The 16,333-nt window shown below is 62.5% G+C and carries 16 protein-coding genes; 5 read left to right on the top strand and 11 right to left on the bottom strand.

Annotation, left to right across the window (positions count from 1 at the left end; genetic code table 11):
* Positions 1–10: 10 nt before the first annotated feature.
* Positions 11–865 (bottom strand): MBL fold metallo-hydrolase, encoded by an 855-nt coding sequence (locus FFS37_RS04775; RefSeq protein ID WP_137930123.1) that lies wholly within the window; start codon positions 863–865, stop codon positions 11–13.
* Between the two features lie 11 nt (positions 866–876).
* Positions 877–2,190 carry a homogentisate 1,2-dioxygenase gene (hmgA, locus tag FFS37_RS04770; RefSeq protein WP_137929801.1) on the bottom strand — a complete coding sequence of 438 codons (1,314 nt, stop codon included), beginning with the start codon at positions 2,188–2,190 and terminating at the stop codon, positions 877–879.
* Positions 2,191–2,319: 129 nt separating this feature from the next.
* Here hmgA and FFS37_RS04765 point away from each other — a divergent pair, with 129 nt between their 5' ends.
* Positions 2,320–2,766 (top strand): MarR family winged helix-turn-helix transcriptional regulator, encoded by a 447-nt coding sequence (locus FFS37_RS04765; RefSeq protein WP_137929800.1) that lies wholly within the window; start codon positions 2,320–2,322, stop codon positions 2,764–2,766.
* A 9-nt stretch (positions 2,767–2,775) separates the two neighbouring features.
* On the opposite strand, the gene FFS37_RS04760 is transcribed toward FFS37_RS04765, so the two are convergent.
* From FFS37_RS04760 to FFS37_RS04750, 3 genes are read right to left on the bottom strand one after another with little or no spacing between them, the layout of a single operon-like run.
* The gene (locus tag FFS37_RS04760) at positions 2,776–3,195 is read right to left on the bottom strand and encodes a hypothetical protein (protein WP_232375578.1); all 420 of its coding nucleotides are present in this window, start codon (positions 3,193–3,195) and stop codon (positions 2,776–2,778) included.
* Positions 3,189–4,223, bottom strand: a complete 1,035-nt coding sequence (gene tdh / locus FFS37_RS04755; protein ID WP_137929799.1) for an L-threonine 3-dehydrogenase — start codon at positions 4,221–4,223, stop codon at positions 3,189–3,191. Before tdh ends, FFS37_RS04760 begins: the two co-directional genes overlap by 7 nt.
* 55 nt (positions 4,224–4,278) lie before the next feature.
* Positions 4,279–5,466 (bottom strand): glycine C-acetyltransferase, encoded by a 1,188-nt coding sequence (locus tag FFS37_RS04750; RefSeq protein ID WP_137929798.1) that lies wholly within the window; start codon positions 5,464–5,466, stop codon positions 4,279–4,281.
* 297 nt (positions 5,467–5,763) lie between these two features.
* Between FFS37_RS04750 and FFS37_RS04745 the strand changes: the two genes are divergently transcribed.
* Positions 5,764–7,839 carry a putative bifunctional diguanylate cyclase/phosphodiesterase gene (locus FFS37_RS04745; protein ID WP_137929797.1) on the top strand — a complete coding sequence of 692 codons (2,076 nt, stop codon included), beginning with the start codon at positions 5,764–5,766 and terminating at the stop codon, positions 7,837–7,839.
* A gap of 174 nt (positions 7,840–8,013) precedes the next feature.
* Positions 8,014–8,655 carry a polysaccharide deacetylase family protein gene (locus FFS37_RS04740; RefSeq protein ID WP_232375576.1) on the top strand — a complete coding sequence of 214 codons (642 nt, stop codon included), beginning with the start codon at positions 8,014–8,016 and terminating at the stop codon, positions 8,653–8,655.
* Between the two features lie 5 nt (positions 8,656–8,660).
* On the opposite strand, the gene FFS37_RS04735 is transcribed toward FFS37_RS04740, so the two are convergent.
* Positions 8,661–9,176: a MarR family winged helix-turn-helix transcriptional regulator gene (locus tag FFS37_RS04735; protein WP_137929795.1), complete on the bottom strand. Its 516-nt coding sequence runs from the start codon at positions 9,174–9,176 to the stop codon at positions 8,661–8,663.
* Between the two features lie 115 nt (positions 9,177–9,291).
* Here FFS37_RS04735 and FFS37_RS04730 point away from each other — a divergent pair, with 115 nt between their 5' ends.
* A complete protein-coding gene (locus FFS37_RS04730) occupies positions 9,292–9,699 on the top strand; it encodes a hypothetical protein (protein ID WP_137929794.1) in 408 nt (135 codons plus the stop codon).
* 230 nt (positions 9,700–9,929) lie between these two features.
* On the opposite strand, the gene FFS37_RS04725 is transcribed toward FFS37_RS04730, so the two are convergent.
* On the bottom strand, positions 9,930–11,975 hold the full coding sequence (locus tag FFS37_RS04725) for an oxidoreductase (protein WP_137929793.1): 2,046 nt from the start codon (positions 11,973–11,975) through the stop codon (positions 9,930–9,932).
* A gap of 104 nt (positions 11,976–12,079) precedes the next feature.
* Between FFS37_RS04725 and queF the strand changes: the two genes are divergently transcribed.
* Positions 12,080–12,541, top strand: a complete 462-nt coding sequence (queF, locus tag FFS37_RS04720; protein WP_137929792.1) for a preQ(1) synthase — start codon at positions 12,080–12,082, stop codon at positions 12,539–12,541.
* Between the two features lie 16 nt (positions 12,542–12,557).
* Here the strand turns inward: queF and FFS37_RS04715 are convergent, their stop codons facing one another.
* From FFS37_RS04715 to FFS37_RS04700, 4 genes are all read right to left on the bottom strand, one after another.
* Positions 12,558–13,436: an alpha/beta hydrolase gene (locus FFS37_RS04715; RefSeq protein ID WP_137929791.1), complete on the bottom strand. Its 879-nt coding sequence runs from the start codon at positions 13,434–13,436 to the stop codon at positions 12,558–12,560.
* Between the two features lie 24 nt (positions 13,437–13,460).
* Positions 13,461–14,072 (bottom strand): hypothetical protein, encoded by a 612-nt coding sequence (locus FFS37_RS04710; RefSeq protein ID WP_137929790.1) that lies wholly within the window; start codon positions 14,070–14,072, stop codon positions 13,461–13,463.
* A 4-nt stretch (positions 14,073–14,076) separates the two neighbouring features.
* A complete protein-coding gene (locus tag FFS37_RS04705; RefSeq protein ID WP_137929789.1) occupies positions 14,077–14,556 on the bottom strand; it encodes a DUF3828 domain-containing protein in 480 nt (159 codons plus the stop codon).
* Positions 14,557–14,653: 97 nt separating this feature from the next.
* Complete coding sequence (locus FFS37_RS04700; RefSeq protein ID WP_137929788.1) at positions 14,654–16,303, bottom strand: ABC transporter substrate-binding protein; 1,650 nt, start codon at positions 16,301–16,303, stop codon at positions 14,654–14,656.
* Between the last annotated feature and the right edge of the window lie 30 nt (positions 16,304–16,333).

The following is a 16,333-nucleotide window of genomic DNA, read 5'->3' as shown; positions in this document are numbered from 1 at the left end:
TCGGTTCGGATCATGCCAACTCCACAACAAGGCCGTCACGGGCGATCGTCAAGTCGCCGGCCCACGTTCTCCTGACAGCGGCGATCCAGTCGGCCTCGCCGATCCCGCGATCGTCGGCGGGAATGAGGTGGTTGAGCACCAGCCGCTTCACGCCGGCATCGCTGGCGATGCGTCCGGCCTCTTCGGCGAAGCTGTGGCTGGCAAGCAGATGCTCCTTCAGCCGTGCGCCGTTGCCGGTCCGCGCCACGAGCCGTTCGATGCCCTCTTCCAGCATGGCCTCATGAACGAGAATGTCGGCTCCTTGGGCGAAATCGGCCAGCGGCGGGAAGAAAGCGGTATCGGCCGAAAACACGACGCTTTGCACGCCATGCTCGAAGCGCAGGGCAAAGCAGTCGGTCACCGGCGGGTGATCGACACGCAGCGCCGAGACTTTTAGGCCGCGCTGCTCAAGCACCTGCCCCTCGCTGAATTCACTGATCGAAACCAGTTCACGAATGTCTGGCCTTCCCTCGTCGGCGATGCGGATCTCGATGTCGAACTCCATCGCCTGACAAAACCGGTGCCAATAGTGGCCGGTGCCGGGCGGGCCGAACACGCTGACCGACTTGGCAAGGCCCGCTGTCCAGGCAGTGTGCAGAAGTGGCCCGAGTTCCAGCACGTGGTCCGAATGCAGGTGGGTGATGAAGATCAGTTCGAGTGCCTTCAGGTTGATGCCGGCATCGACAAGGCCGCGCGTTACACCCAGGCCGCAATCGACGACGATGACCCTGCCGCCGATCTCGAGCAGCGATGAACTGGGCCACGGCCCGCCCGGCCGCAAAGCCGGGCCGCCCTTCGAACCGAGAACCACCAGCCGGCCCGCCATGGAGACGGCGCTCAAGACCAATCGCCCTCGGGCGTGCCATTGAAGCGTTTCTTCAGATCGGCCCAGCAGTCGATGTAATTGTCCTGCCGGGTTTCAAGCTCGGCGCCGTAGCGGGTCAGCATCTGCGGGAAGCGGGTCTCGAACATGAAGGCCATGGTGTTGTCGAGCTTGACCGGTTTCAGCTCCGCGCGCGAGGCCTTTTCGAAGCCAGGTGCATCGGGGCCATGGGCCAGCATCAGATTGTGCAGGCTGATGCCGCCGGGCACGAAGCCTTCCTCCTTGGCGTCGTACTGGCCATGGATCAGGCCCATGAACTCGCTCATGATGTTGCGGTGATACCAGGGCGGACGGAACGTATTCTCCGCCACCAGCCAGCGCGGCGGGAAGATAACGAAGTCGATATTGGCGGTGCCCTCCTCGCCGCTCGGCGCCGTCAGCACCGTGAAGATCGACGGATCGGGATGGTCGAAGAGGATGGCGCCGACCGGCGAAAAGGTTGCCAGATCATATTTGTAAGGAGCGTAGTTGCCATGCCAGGCGACGACATCGAGCGGTGAATGGCCGATCTCGGTGACGTGGAAATTGCCGCACCATTTCACGATCAGCCGGCACGGCGTCTCCTTCTCCTCGAACCAGGCGCAAGGCGTCTTGAAATCGCGCGGATTGGCCAGGCAATTGGCGCCGATCGGGCCGCGATCGGGCAAGGTCAGCTTGGCGCCATAGTTTTCGCAGACATAGCCGCGCACTTCCCTGTCGACCAGTTCGACCTTGAAGACGAGGCCGCGCGGCAGCACCGCGATCTCGCCGGGCCTGAGCTCGATGACACCCATCTCCGTCACCAGGCGCAAGGCGCCGACCTGGGGCACGACCAGCAACTCGCCGTCGGCATTGAAGAAATGGTCGTCGATCATCGACGTGTTGGCGACATAGACATGCGCCGCCATGCCGCTCTGGCCTAGCACGTCGCCCGCCGTGGTGATGGTGCGCATGCCCTTGATGAAATCGGTCGGCTCCTTCGGCATCGGAACGGGATTCCAGCGATATTGACCGAGCGCCAGTTCATGATCGCCGACATTCGGGGCGCTCTTCCACAGGGGATAGCCCACCGCCTTGAAGCGGCCGGTGTGCTTCACACTTGGCCGGATGCGGTAGAGCCACGAACGCTCGTTGGTGCCGCGCGGCGCCGTGAAGGGCGATCCGGAAAGCTGCTCTGCATAAAGGCCGTAGGCCGGCCGTTGCGGCGAGTTTCGGCCCTGCGGCAACGAACCGGGCAAGGTCTCCGTCTCGAAATCATTGCCGAAGCCCGGCATATAGGAAAAGGCCATCCGATCCTCCCAGATCCTGGTTTCCCGCCTGTTGGCGAGGCATACCAGCGATGTTGACCAAACTGGTTTCATTTGTAACCATTGAAAATGTAACTATCAACGGCCGATATTTCATCCACGGTGCGCATCATGGAAACCGAGATCCTGGAACTCGAAAGCTTCCTGCCCTACCGGCTTTATCGGTTGGCGGACGCCGTCAGCCGCGAATTCTCCGGCATCTACAAGCAGCGCCATGGCCTGACGCGGCCGGAATGGCGCACCTTGTCAGGCCTGGGGCAACGCGGCACGATGACGGCGACGGAACTTGGCGAGCAGTCGGCCATGCACAAGACCAAGGTGTCGCGGGCGGTGGCAGAGTTGGAACGGCGGCGGTGGCTGACACGAACTCCCGACGAGAACGACCGGCGCGTCGAGCATCTGGCACTGACCAGGGCGGGACTTGCCGCCTATCGCGAGATGGTGCCGCTGGCGAAGGCATTTGAGAGGGAGCTGCTGGAGAAGCTCAGCAATGGCGACCGTGCGGCGATCAAAGTGGCGCTGGCCGCATTGGAAAGTCGATTACAAAAGCCGAAATAGAATCAGAGGCTACCGCCCTAAACGAGTAAGCGCCCAGTCTTCAGCAACGACTTCGATCGTGTCATCACGAAAGTAGAACAGGAACTGCCGCGATTTAGGCCCATCTTGCGACAGAACCTCCCAATTGTTTTCGTTGATTGACCTACTGTCCCCGATCACCTCGTAGAATTCACCCCATTCAGGAGCCTGCTTGGCGTAAAGACCTTCGCCTGCGAACCAAGCGTGATCGTTTGTGGAGTCCCATCGCCAACGACTGCAACCTATGAAACGAAGCGCTCCCGTCTCCCCCTCACGAGCATCGTAGCCCCAAGGGTTCAATAGGAACGCCAGTTGAATCGTGTCGCCCTCCACGGTCAGCGCGACACTAGGGGCGTTGGGCTCGGCATTCCAATCCGGGTTCAGGTGACGGAAGGATAGCTGATCTACCAATCCATCACCACCTTGCCGGAACTGCCGCTGCGCATCGCGTCGAATCCGGTCTGGAAATCATCAATCCCGATGCGGTGCGTGATGAGCCCGGACACATCCAGCGGCCCCTGCACCAGCGCGATCATCTTGTACCAGGTCTCGAACATCTCGCGGCCGTAGATGCCCTTGAGATGCAGCATCTTGAAGATGACCTTGTTCCAGTCGATCTCGAAGCCGGTCGGCGCGATGCCGAGGATGGCGATCTTGCCGCCATTGTTCATGGTGTCGATCATGTCGCGGAAGGCGGGTGCAGCGCCCGACATTTCGAGGCCGACGTCAAAACCCTCGGTCATGCCGAGCGCCGGCATGACATCACGCAACTTTTCCTTCGAAGCATCGACGACATGCTGGACGCCGAGTTTCTTGGCCAATGCCAGCCGCACCGGGTTGATGTCGGTGATGACGACCTTGCGTGCGCCGACGCATTGCGCCACCAGCGCCCCCATGATGCCGATCGGCCCGGCGCCGGTGACCAGCACATCCTCGCCGACCAGATCGAAGGACAGGGCGGTGTGGACGGCGTTGCCCAGGGGATCGAAGATCGCCGCGATCTCGTCCGGCACGTCGTCGGGGATCGGCACGACGTTGTGCTGCGGGATCGCGAGGTATTCGCCGAAGGCGCCGGGCCGGTTGACGCCGACGCCGAGCGTGTTGCGGCACAGATGTGCTCGCCCGGCGCGGCAGTTGCGGCAATGGCCGCAGACGATATGGCCTTCGCCCGAGACGCGCTGGCCGACCTTGTATTCGGTGACCGCGGCACCAAAATCGGCGACGGTGCCGACGAATTCATGCCCTGTCACCATCGGCACCGGCACCGTCTTCTGCGCCCACTGGTCCCAATTGTAGATATGGACGTCGGTGCCGCAGATCGCGGTCTTCCTGACCTTGATCAGCACGTCGTTGGGGCCGATCTCCGGCACCGGCACTTCTTCCATCCAGATGCCCGGCTCGGCCTTGGCCTTCACCAAGGCCTTCATCATGTTCGACATTCTTTTGTTCCTTGAATCTCTTGATCCGGAATCGCTTTTTGGTACCGCGCGGCGCTCAGGAAATCACGCCAAGTTCCCGCCCGACCTCGCCGAATGCCGCCACCGCGCGATCGATGTCGGCGCTGGAGTGGGCGGCCGACATCTGGGTGCGGATGCGCGCCTGCCCTTTCGGCACCACCGGGAAGGAGAAGCCGATGACGTAGATGCCGCGCTTCAGCATGCGCGCCGCCATCTCCTGCGCCAGGGTCGCCTCCCCCAGCATCACCGGGATGATCGGATGATCTGCACCGGCCAGGGTAAAGCCGAGCTTGCCCATCTGTGACCGGAACCGCGCCGCATTGGCATATAAGTGTTCGCGCAAGGCGTCGCCATTGCGGATCAGATCGAAGACCTTGATCGAGGCGCCGGCAATCGCCGGCATCAGCGTGTTGGAAAAGAGATAGGGCCGCGACCGCTGGCGCAGCCAGTCCACCACTTGCCTCTTGCCCGAGGTGTACCCGCCGGACGCCCCGCCCAGCGCCTTGCCGAGCGTGCCGGTGATGATATCCACCCTGCCCTCGACGCCGCAATGCTCGGCCGAGCCGCGGCCGTTCCTGCCGACGAAGCCAACCGCGTGGCTGTCATCGACCATCACCATGGCGTCGTATTTGTCGGCGAGATCGCAGACGCCCTTGAGGTTGGCGATGATGCCGTCCATCGAGAACACGCCGTCGGTGGCGATCAGCCGGAAGCGGCAATCCTTCGCTTCCTTCAACCGGGCCTCCAGATCGGCCATGTCGTTGTTGGTGTAGCGGAAGCGTTTTGCCTTCGACAGCCTGACGCCATCGATGATCGAGGCGTGGTTCAGCGCATCCGAAATGATGGCGTCCTCCTCGCCGAGCAGCGTCTCGAACAGGCCGCCATTGGCGTCGAAGCAGGAGCCGTAGAGGATGGTGTCTTCCAGGCCGAGGAAGGCGGAGATCGTCGCCTCGAGCTGCTTGTGCTCTTCCTGCGTGCCGCAGATGAAGCGCACCGAGGCCATGCCGTAGCCATAGCGGTCGAGCGCCTGTGCGGCAGCCGTCCTCAGGTCAGGGCTGTCTGCGAGTCCCAGATAGTTGTTGGCGCAGAAGTTCAGCACCTTCTCACCCGCGACCTCGATCTCGGCCGACTGCATCGAGGAAATCACCCGCTCGGATTTGTAGAGCCCGGCCGATTTCAGCCCCGCAAGCTCGCTGTCGATGTGGGAAAGGAATGCTGCGCTCATGACCGGGCCTCGTTTGACGTGGGCAGACTGTCGTCCCGCCCGCGCAAAAAATCCATCGCAAAAGCGACCGGATCGGGTGGTCGGGCAGCATCGAGAAGTGCGCCACAAGCGACCACGCGCAAACGCAACGGCCAGTACCGTTCAAATGCGGGCCGATCGCGAAAGGACCCGATAACCATTTCCCGATCTTTACCCCTCTCCCCCTTGCCTGCGGAGGGTCGCTTTCCAGTCCTGTTAAGGTTTGCACTTCAATGGTGCTCATACAGGAATCCGTTGGCGAGAGGGCCGCCCCCGAAAATGTCGCAGCAGCCGGTGCAAACCGTTTCAGGCAGGCTCATACTGCTGATCAAGGCTGGCTACTGGCTGGCCTTGCTGATCATCGCGGCCATGGTGGCGGCTTCCTTCGTCCTGTTGCAGCAGACGATGGCAACGCAGCAGAACAATCACACCTTGCTCGACATCGTCAGCACGCAAAAGACGCTGTCGCAGCGCATCGTCTTCCTTGCCGGCGCAACGGGCGCCGCTTCGCGCGACAAGCAACCGGCGCTGGTCAGTGCGCTGAAGCAGGCGACGGCGGAGTTCGAGAAGAACTACGATCTGCTGCTCAAGCAGACCGGAGCAGACCCGGAATCGGCGGCCAAGCAGGATCCCAGGTCGATCGAGAGCGTGCTTTTCGCCAAGCCGTTCCATCTCGACTATTTCTCGGTGGGGTTGATCGCCAATGGCGACCGACTGATCTCGGCTTTCGAAACGCAACTCAACAGCTCCGACCACGAGGGCTACAAGGGCGGCGCCGAACGCGTCAATCTCGATGCCTCGGTCGCCAATGCCACCTTGTCGGGTTACGCCGCGCTCGGCCAGCGCATCAACGCCGATGCCGATGAGCGCTCCGAAAAGCTGCTCGCCCTTCATCGCACGCTCTTCTACGCCACCATGGGCGTGATCCTGCTGGTGGCACTGTTCATCTTCCGGCCGATGTCCAATGCGATCCTGCGCAAGACACGCGAATTGGTCGACGCGCGCAATTCCATGGCCTTCATCGCGGTTCACGACGGCCTGACGGGTCTGCATAACCGCACCTTCCTGACCGACCATTTCGACACGCTGATCAAGGGCGCGCACCGGCGGCGCGAACGCCTGGCCGTCGTCCAGCTGGACCTCGACCGCTTCAAGCAGATCAACGATACGCTTGGCCATGCCGCCGGAGACTATGTGCTGGTGGTGACGGCGCAGCGCATGCGTGATTCCTGCCGGGCGTCGGATCTGTGCGCACGGCTCGGTGGCGACGAATTCGTGATGATCCTCAATGGCGCCGGCACCACGGACGACATCAACATGCTGGCGCGGCGCATTCTGGCGCAGATCAACGAACCGATCGTTTTCCAGGGCACCACCATTCTTCCAGGGGCCAGCGGCGGCATCGCGGTCTATCCGATCGACGCCGACAACGCGCAGGACCTGCTCGTCCACGCCGATCTGGCACTCTACTCCGCCAAGAAAATGGGCGGCGGCAACTTCTCCTTCTTCTCCGAGGAATTGCGCCGCGAACTCGATTATCGCAAGCAGCTGGAACATGACATCAAGGTCGCCATTTCCGAAAGGGCGTTCCAGGTCTACTTCCAGCCGCAGGTTTCGCTGACCAATGGCGCCATCAGCGGTATCGAGGCGCTCGTGCGCTGGAACCATGCCGAACGCGGCATGATCTCGCCAGGCGAATTCATTCCGGTCGCCGAGAAATGTGGCTTCATGCCTGAGATCGGCCGCATCGTGATCAGCAAGGCGGTCAACGAAGCGGCAGAATGGAACCGCGCCGGGATTTCCTTTGGCCGGCTGGCCGTCAACGTTTCGGGCACAGAACTGCGCGAACATGATTTCGATACGTTCCTCTTCGAAACGCTGGAAAAGGCCGGACTGCCGCCGCAGAAGCTGTCGCTGGAAATCGTGGAATCCGTCATTCTGGACGATGAGAAGACAGGCATCGCGGCAAAGCTGCGTCACATCAGGGCAGCCGGCGTCCATCTGGAACTCGACGACTTCGGCACCGGCTATGCATCGCTGAGCCACGTCAATCCCAACGAGATCGACCGGCTCAAGATCGACCGCCGTTTTGTCCAGAACATTCATGAGAACGGCGACAATTCGAAGATCGTGCGCGCTATCACCGAGCTGGCCCGGGGGCTGGGCATCTCAATCGTCGCCGAGGGCGCCGAGACAGAGGCCGAACTCGACTCGCTGATGGCGATCGGCTGCGACCAGGTGCAGGGCTATTCTATCGCCTTCCCGATGCCGCAGGACAAGGCGCTGGAATGGCTGACCGCGCGCATGCCGAAAAAGAAGGCGAGGCTGACAGTTTTGCAGGGCAGCCTGGCCTAGCCAGGGAACGGCCCGCCTTGACAAGCAGCCGGGGAAATGGCGGCCTGTCCCGATCACAAACGGATGCAGCGCCTGATGACATTCTTTCGGTTTGTCCTGGCAGCGATGTTGGTCTGCGCATCGGCGGCCCACGCGGCGGATCGCACAATATATCTTACCTTCGACGATGGCCCGTTGAACGGTACCGGCAACATTCTCGACGTGCTCGAGGCCGAGCAGGTTCCAGCTACATTGTTCATGGTCGGCATGCATGCCGAGGCGAGTGCTTCGAACAAGATGCTGGTGCGGCGCGCCAAGGCGATGCCGTTGGTGACGATCGGCAACCACAGCTACAGCCACGCCTATAACCATTACCGCCACTTCTACAGCGATACCGAGGGCGTGGTCGCCGACATGCTCATGGCCAATGCCGTGCTTGGCTTGAAGCCGGCGGTGCACGCGCGCCTGCCCGGACGCGACGTGTTCCGGCTGCCCTCAATGTCGAAGAACGACAACTCTCTCGGGCAGGCACAGGCCGGCCGCGAGGACCCTGACTACGAGTTCGTCGCGGCCTCCGGCTTCTACCTCTATGGCTGGGATCATGAATGGGTACACAAGGACAGTGGCGAGCCGGTGCAGAGCGTCGACCATCTGGTCGCCGAGATCGATCACCTCTTCGGCTACGGCCGCTTCGCCAAGCCCGGCAAGCTGATCCTTCTGATGCATGACGAGATGTTTCAGGATGGCTTCGACGGCAGGACCAAGCTGACGGACCTCATCAAGGCCCTTAAACTGCGCCACTATACGTTCGGAGCGATAGCCGGCTACGACCGCTGAGCCGTCTATGGCTTGACCTGTCGAGCCGTTTTGCGAGGCGGGGTCGGCATGCCATCCTTGCCGCCGGGCAATCCGTCGCCGATGACGCGAAGGCCGGCCTCGACATTGGCGCGCAGCACCGCAAGCACCTCGGCGAACTCGGCCAGCCTGTCATCGGGCAATCCGCTTCGCAGCCGTTTGTCGAAAGCAAGCGCGGCCATGCGCAATCTGTCGAACATGGCATCTCCCGCCTTGGTCAGTTCGACCAGGTGAACCCGGCGATTCCCGGGATCGCGGCGCCGCGTCAACAGGCCCTGCGTCTCCATCGCGTTGAGATGATGGGTCAGCGTGGCGCCCTGGATGCCGATCATGCCGGCGAGTTCGCGCTGATTGGCAAGCGCGCTCGACTTGACCGACAGCAGCGTGAGCCAGACGGGCAAGGTCCCGCCGGCCTCACCCAAGGCAGCGTCGAAAGCCTGAGCGACAAGCTTGGCGGTGCGGCCGAGATTCATGCCGACAGGCGGGCGTTCAAAGGGTGTCATTGCCGGACACTAGACGGTGTTTCCCATGGATGGAACCGGCTTCTAATAACACATTGACATCTAACCATTAGATATCTATCTATTTTCATATCTGCGGCTGTGGAGGAGATCCGGCATGCAATACGTCTACATCGTCATCATCGGCCTCCATGTCATGGCAGGCGTGTTCTGGGCGGGCACCACCGTCACGCTTGCCCGCGATCCCGAGATCAAGGCCGAGCGCTTCATCCAGCCGCAGATGGGCGCCTCCGGCATGGTTTTCCTCACCGGCGCGCTGCTGTGGTATTTCTTCCACGGCGCCTATTTCGGTTCGATGGAAATGGTGCTGGCCCTCGGCATCGTTGCCGCTTTTGCCGCCGCCGGCGTGCTCGGCGCCATGGTCGCAGGATCAAGCAGGCGGCTGGCCGGCGCAGACGCCGCAACCGAGATCCACCTGCGTGCCAGAATGGCCAGGGGTGAACGGATCTCGGCATGGCTGCTGGTGGTCACCGTGCTGTGCATGGCAACCGCGAGGATGATCTGAGCATTGCCTCACAGAGATCGTGCGTTGCCTGGCTGCCAGTCACCAATGCACGGGCGCGTTGGCCGAGCTACTGTACATGGGCTCTCGTACAAGGCTCGGCCGCGTGCCACCGATTTGCTTAGAGCGGTTCAGCGTTTCACGGAATCGCTGAACCGCTCTAAGCCTTTGTTTTTACGCAATTCCGGACGGAAAACCGCTACGCACTTTTCCTGGAATTGCTCTAACGCCGCTCAGATTCGCAGGCCGAACCTGATCCCATCATAGATGGCGGCGTGGATGTTGCGCGAGGCGACCGCGTCGCCGATGCGCAGCAGCACGAAGCCGCCTTCGGAATTGCGCGCTGGAAAAATCTCGCCGCCACCGACCAGTCGCTCGTAGTCGACCGCGCCGCCATTCTTCGACAGCGGCTTCAGGCTGAGGTAGAGGTCGTCGAGCGGCGCCGTGCCATGCTCGACCACCACCTGGTCGACCCTGCGCTCGCCGCGCCAGCCATCGGCAAAGTCCGACGCGAGTTCCGCCACCAGTTGATTGCCTTCGCGCCGTACCGAGCGCAGGCGCGTGTTGATGGTGATCGTGACGCCCTTTTCATGGAAGGCCCTGACGTAGGGCACGTGGTTCATGCCACCCATTTCGGGGGCGAAGAAACGTTCCGGCGAGACCAGTTCCAGCCGCGCGCCGCTGTTGGCGATGAGTTCGGCAGCACCCATGCCCTGGTGGCCGCCATTGTCGTCATAAAGCAGGACATTTTCGGCCGGCTTTACACCGCCGGCCATGATGTCCCAGCTCGAGGTGACGAGATTGTCGCCCGCCGTCAGCGGCGGATTCTGCGGCAGGCCGCCGGTGGCGACGACCACCACGTCGGGGGCCAGCGCCAGCACATCGTCCTTCTCCGCCCAGGTATCGTAACGGATTTCGACGCCCAGCCGGTCGAGCTCGGCCAGCCGCCAGTCGATGATGCCGATCAGTTCCTTGCGCCGCGGGTTCTGGGTCGCCAGCCGAATTTGGCCACCCGCCTGGCTCGCCGCCTCGAGCACGGTCACCTGATGGCCGCGCTCGGCGGCCACACGCGCGGCCTCCAGACCACCCGCGCCGGCGCCGACGACAACGACCTTTCTTTTCGGCCCTTCGGTCTTGACGATGATGTGCGGGATGTCGGCCTCGCGGCCGGTCGCCGCGTTGTGGACGCACAACGCCTCGCCGCCCTCATAGATGCGGTCGAGACAATAGGTGGCGCCGACACACGGACGGATCTCGTGCTCGCGCCCTTCCATGACCTTCTTGATGATATGCGGATCAGCGATGTGCGCGCGCGTCATGCCGACCATGTCGAGCTTGCCGGTGGCGATGGCATGGCGCGCGGTGGCGACGTCGGAGATGCGCGCCGCGTGGAAGGTCGGGAATTTCGTCGCCGCCCTCACCTCACCGGCGAAGTCGAGATGCGGCGAGGAGCGCATGCCGGTCACCGGAATGACCTTGGTCAGCGCCGCGTCGCTCTCGATCGAACCACGGATGATGTTGAGGAAGTCGACCTTGCCGGAGCCGGCCAGCCGCCTGGCGATCTCGACGCCCTCCTCCTTCGACAGGCCCTTTTCAAAATCCTCGTCGGCGACCATGCGGATGCCGACGACGAATTTCTCGCCGACGGCCGAGCGCACGGCATCCAGCACCATGTTGGTAAAGCGCAGCCGGTTGTCGAGCGAGCCGCCGAATTCGTCATCGCGATGGTTGGTGGCCGGCGACCAGAAGCCGTCCATCAGATGGCCGTAGGATTCGAACTCGATACCGTCGAGACCAGCCGCCTGGCAGCGCTGCGCGGCCGCCGCATAGTCGGCGACGATGCGCTCGATATCCCAGTCCTCGATGGTCTTTGGAAAGGCGCGGTGCGCCGGCTCGCGCACCGGCGAAGCCGACAGAACCGGCAGCCAGTCGGCCTTGTTCCAGCCGGTGCGCCGGCCAAGGTGCGTGATCTGGATCATCACCTTGCAGTCGTGCTCGTGACAGGCATCCGCCAGTTCAGCCAGCCACGGCACGATGCGATCGTCATAGACATGCAGATTGCCGAAGGCGGCCGGGCTGTCGCGCGAAACGATCGCCGAACCGGCGGTCATGGTCAGCGCCATACCGCCCCTGGCCTTCTCGGCATGGTAAAGCCGATAGCGTTCCTTCGGCATTCCGTCCTGGGAATAGGCGGGCTCATGGCTGGTGGACATCACCCGGTTCTTCAGCGTCAGGTGCTTGAGCTGGTAGGGTTGGAGAAGCGGGTCGTTGCTGGTCATCTTCTTCCTGCCGTTTCACTGTCGTGCACCCGATCGATCCGAAAACCGCTGCGCGGTCCTCGTTCCGGTGCTAATGAGCGCGGCAAATCCAAGGACAAACCGCGATGATCGATACCAAAACCCTCACCCAGCTCGGCGCGCACGTCGAGACGCCACAGAGCCCCGAACAGGCGGTCCTGGAGACCGTGCCTTTCCAGCGTGGCGACGGACCGCCCGCCATCGTGCGCTTCACCTGCCCGGAATTCACCTCGCTCTGCCCGGTTACCGGACAGCCGGACTTCGCTCATATCGTCATCGACTACGCCCCCGACGCGGCGCTGGTGGAATCGAAGTCGCTGAAGCTGTTCATGACCTCGTTCCGCAACCACGGTGCCTTCCATGAAGACTGCACCGTCATGATCGGCCGTCGCATCGTGGCCGCGACGAAGCCGCTGTGGCTGCGCATCGGCGGCTACTGGTTCCCGCGCGGCGGCATACCGATCGACGTGTTCTGGCAGACCGGCACACCGCCGGAAGGCGCCTGGCTGCCGGAGACAGGCGTCGCGCCATATCGCGGAAGGGGCTGAGAACGACATCTGACCGTCAGACATGGTCGGCCGCCTCGGATCGACAGAGATTTTTTGAAAGAAACGGCAGAACCGCGTCGCGATAGCGGGCCGGATCAGAGCGCAACAGGTCGACGTGGCCCGCGCCCTGGAACCAAACCAGCGGTGCCTCTGGCACGGCATTGTGCAATGCCGTGACCTGCCCGCGATCGATGAAGGGATCGCGACTTCCCGCCAAAAGGATAAGCGGCTTGCCAATCTTGCCGATACGATCCACCGGCCGGACGTCGTCGGCGCTGAAGCCCAGACGCAGTGGCATCTGCGCCAGCAGGACATCCGCCTGAAGGCCCCGCAGAACGTTGAAAGGCATGCGCCACGCTGTCGTCTCACGCAGCGTCCCATAAAGCTGCTCCAGCACATAGGTGTCGGCGAGCGTCTGCGGCGCGGCGAAGACCAACGATGCAGCGCCCAGCGATGATCCAAGGGCGCCTAGTTTCTGGCCAGCAAAGCGCTGCCGGGCATAGGCGAGGATGCGCGCCGTGTCCTGCCCCTCGGCGTAGCCGAACCCTTGGACAGAACCACCGCTCTCGCCGTGCCCCGAAAGGTCGAAAAGGACCACGGAATAACCCGCATCAAACAGAAGTTTTGCTCTCTGGACCATCGCGAGCCGGTTGGCGCCGCGTCCATGCAACAAGGCTATTGCGCCGCAACTGCCCTTCCGATCGGCGACCCAACCGTCAAGTTCAGGCCCTTTTTCCTGATCCAGCGTAACACGCACGAGAGGCAAATCACGGGGCATCGCAAGCGTCTCGCGAGGACCACGCGCAATCAGCGTTGTCCCAACGGCCCAGTCGACGACACAGATGGCGACGAACAGTCCGACGATCGCAGGCACGAGGAAGGAACGCAGTTTCATCGGCCGACCAACTTCATCGTCCGCCTACTCGCACTGATACTGGCTGAGCGCCCATTCGCCGGTCACCGACAACAGATCGGAGATCTTCCACTCGCCGTCGACCTTCTTGAATTTCCATTCGAGACGGTGCGGGTTGTTGTCGATGACGAAGGCGACGATGACCTTGGCCTGGTCGCCATTGATCGCCTGGAGCGTCTTCAGGCTCTTGTCTATCTGCTCCTTGTCATAGTCGGCGTTGTCGAGCGCCATGTTGGGGTCGAGGCATTCCCCCTGCCCGGATTTGCGCAGCGCATCGCTCTTATCCAGGACAGTCTTGGCCGGGTCGGTGAAATGGCTGCGCTGCGCCGGATCGATCTCCAGATTGACCTGGTCATAGAACGGCCTCACCACCGCTGTCGGCGATCCCGGCTGGATCGGCGGGGCAGGCCCGGTCGGCGGCCATGCGACCGGCGGCGTTGCCGGCTCCACGGCGCCGCCCGGCGCGGTTGCGGGCGGGGACCCGCCATTGTCGGCCGGCGCCGGTTGCGCAGGCGTGTTCGCCGGCGGCGTTCCCAACAAGCCCTGAGCCGCAGCGTCGTTCAACGCCACCGCCAACAGGCATAGGACCGACAGGGCCGGGAACAGGCGGCGGACCATGACCTCACTCCGGATCTTGGCCCGCCATGCATTCGAGCTTGCTCAGCGTCCAGTCGTTGGTCTTGGAGGCAATGTCCGATACCTTCCACTTGCCATCGACCTTCCTGAGCGACCAGTGCATCTCGCGTTGTGAATCGTCTCCTTCGGCGAAAAGGCTGAAGCTCGCCACCACCTGTGCGGTATCGCCATCGACCGTCTCCGACAGTTTCAGGGTCTTGGAGAGGGTCTTCTGGTCGAAATCCTGTGCATCGAGACCTGGGTCGAAGTCGATGCAGGCAAGCTGGTCCGGATTCTTCTTGGTCGCCTGGTCGTTGAGATCGAACAGTTTCGTGACCGGTTCGGTGAACCGGTCCCGATACTGCGCGTCGGCCTCGAACCGGACCTCGGGGACATAGAAGAACTTCACGGCATCGGACGCCGGACCGGCAAAGGCGGTGGCGGGCAAGGCTGTCGAAAGGACGGCAAGGAGCACAGGCAGTCGCATGCAGAATCTCCGGCTTTTGATGGCTTGAAGCAATCAACACCACGTATCCTGCATATCGGCTTTTTTGCGGTCCATGAAGCCCTGCGCCGCGCGGTTTTCAGCCGTCCAGCCAGACATTCTGGAGATCCATCTCGAAGGTCTGATGGACGCCGTAGTTCCTCACCTTCTTGTTCGTGTGACTGTAGAGCTTCTGCCAGAACGGCTGGATGATGACGCCGGAGTCCTGCAGGATCTGTTCGACATCCTTCATCACCTCCTTGCGCTTGGCGACGTCGATCAACGATAGCGCCTCTTTCAGCTTGGCGTCGAAATCGGGGTTTGAGTAAGCCGATTCATTCCAGGCCTCGCCGGTGCGATAGCCGAGCGCCAGGACCTGGACGCCGAGCGGGCGCATGTACCAGATGGTCATCGAATAGGGATATTTCGTCCAGTCGTTCCAGAAGGTCGAGCCCGGCAGAACCGTGCGCTTCACCTTGATGCCCGCATCGCGCAGCTGGCCGGCGATGGCGTCGCCGGTGTTCTTCTGCCAATCGTCCTCGATGGTGATCAGTTCATGCTCGAAGTCGGCTTGGCCCGCTTCCGCCATCAGCTTCTTGGCGCCGGCCGCGTCGCGCTCCTTCTTGGGCAGCGCATAATATTCCGGATGGATCGGGCTGACATGATGGTTCTCGCCGACCGTGCCGCGGCCGTTGTAGCCGAGCTGCAGCACCGCATTGTTGTCGACCGCCATCTGCAGCGCGTTGCGCACGCGCTTGTCGTCATAGGGCTTGTGCGTGACATTGGTGCGCGCCACCAGCGTGGTCGCGGTCGCCACCTCCGATTTCACCAGCCCCATCTTGTCGAGGATGTCGATAAAATCTGCCGGGCTCTCGAAATTGAGGTCGATCTCACCGGAATCGAAGGCGTTGACCGTCGCGTTGAAATCGGTGCCGTAGTCGATGAACTCGACGCTGTCGAGCGGGGCTTCGCCGCCCCACCATTTGCCGTTCTGGCGGCGCTTGACCACCGCCTTCTGGCCGACATCGTAGGAGACCAGCTCGAACGGTCCGGTGCCGATCGGCTTCTTGATCGGGTCGGCGCCGTCGGCGTCGAAATTGCGATGCACGACGAGGGCGGGATAGTCCGTGAAGTTCGGGATCAGCGAAATGTCGGGCTCGGAGAGCTTCAGCTTGACCGAGAAGTCGTCGACCTTGGTGATCGCGCCATCCCTGGCCTTGCCGGTCTTGGCGTCGATCAGCGCGCCGACACGCGCGGCCATGGAGTTGCCGGCAACGCCCTTTTCGCACCAGCGGGTGACATTGTGCACGACGTCATCGGCGTTGAAGGCATCGCCATTGTTCCAGGTGACGCCCTTGCGCACATGCAGTGTGTATTCGGTGGCGTCGTCGTTGATGTCCCAGCTTTCCAGCAAGACGGGCTCGAAGGTGAACTGTCTGGTGTAGCGTACCAGCGGCTCCAGCCAGCTGCGCGAAATGTTGGCAAGCTCCACCCAGTCATAGGTGCGCGGGTCCTTCTGCGCCTTGACCGACATGGAGACGTGCAGCGTCCCGCCTTTTTTCGGCTCTTCGGCCAAGGCTTTCACCGGCGCGGCAAGGCCGATCATGCCATAGGCGAGCGCCGTCGACGCGCCGAAGGCGCTTGCCAGCGCCAGAAATTCCCGCCGGTCCACGCGGCCGGCCCGCGCTTCCGCCGCCATCGCCTCGATGGCGGCTGGCACGCGATCGCCATTGCTTCTGAAAAGCGTCATTTATTCCTCCCTTGTTGGTTCCCTTCAGGT

It is taken from the genome of Mesorhizobium comanense, from assembly GCF_005503535.1.
In the GTDB taxonomy this organism is placed as follows: Bacteria; Pseudomonadota; Alphaproteobacteria; order Rhizobiales; family Rhizobiaceae; genus Mesorhizobium; species Mesorhizobium comanense.
The sequence above is the reverse complement of the archived record's forward strand: the minus strand, read 5'-3'. Positions and strand labels throughout refer to the sequence as shown.